At 44.7% G+C, this 658-nt stretch carries 1 protein-coding gene; it reads right to left on the reverse strand.

The window, feature by feature from the left end; genetic code table 11:
- Nucleotides 1-20: 20 nt before the first annotated feature.
- The coding region (gene pstA, locus A3735_RS09630) for a phosphate ABC transporter permease PstA (protein WP_068637997.1) at nt 21-658 on the reverse strand (638 nt) is incomplete at its 5' end.

The raw sequence follows: 658 nt of genomic DNA on the forward strand, positions 1-658 counted from the left end.
CAGCGACGATCTTTATGTTATTACCACTTGATTTCATACTTCTTCCTTAGGTAAATAGCTGCAGCGTTCAGTGTGATTAATATCGACAGTATGACAACAATGCCCGCTGCTGTTTTTTCTACATATGCACGTTCAGGCATACCCGCCCACGTAAAGATCTGGGCCGGCAGTACCGTCGCAGCCTCCATGATCGACGAAGGTGAATCTGGGATGAATGCAATCATTCCAATAATGATTAATGGAGCGGTTTCCCCCATGGCTTGCGCCATGCCAATTATCGTACCGGTCAAGATGCCTGGTAGCGCAATGGGTAGAACGTGGTCTTTGACAACTTGAATTTTGTTAAGGCCCAAACCATAACCTGCATGGCGAATTGACTCGGGTACACTTCTGAGTGCAGCACGAGAACTGACAATAATAATTGGTAATGTCATTAGCGCTAAAGTGATACCGCCCACTAATGGCGAGCTTCTTGGCAGACCAAATAAATTAATAAATACTGATAAGCCTAGTAGGCCGAATAATATTGAAGGAATAGCCGCGAGGTTGTTTATATTCACTTCAACAAAACGGGTAAAGCGGTTGTCGGATGCAAACTCTTCCAGGTAAATTGCCGTCATCACACCAATCGGGAAAGCAAAGGCCATTGTTACTAACA

This window comes from Oleiphilus sp. HI0061 (assembly GCF_001635675.1).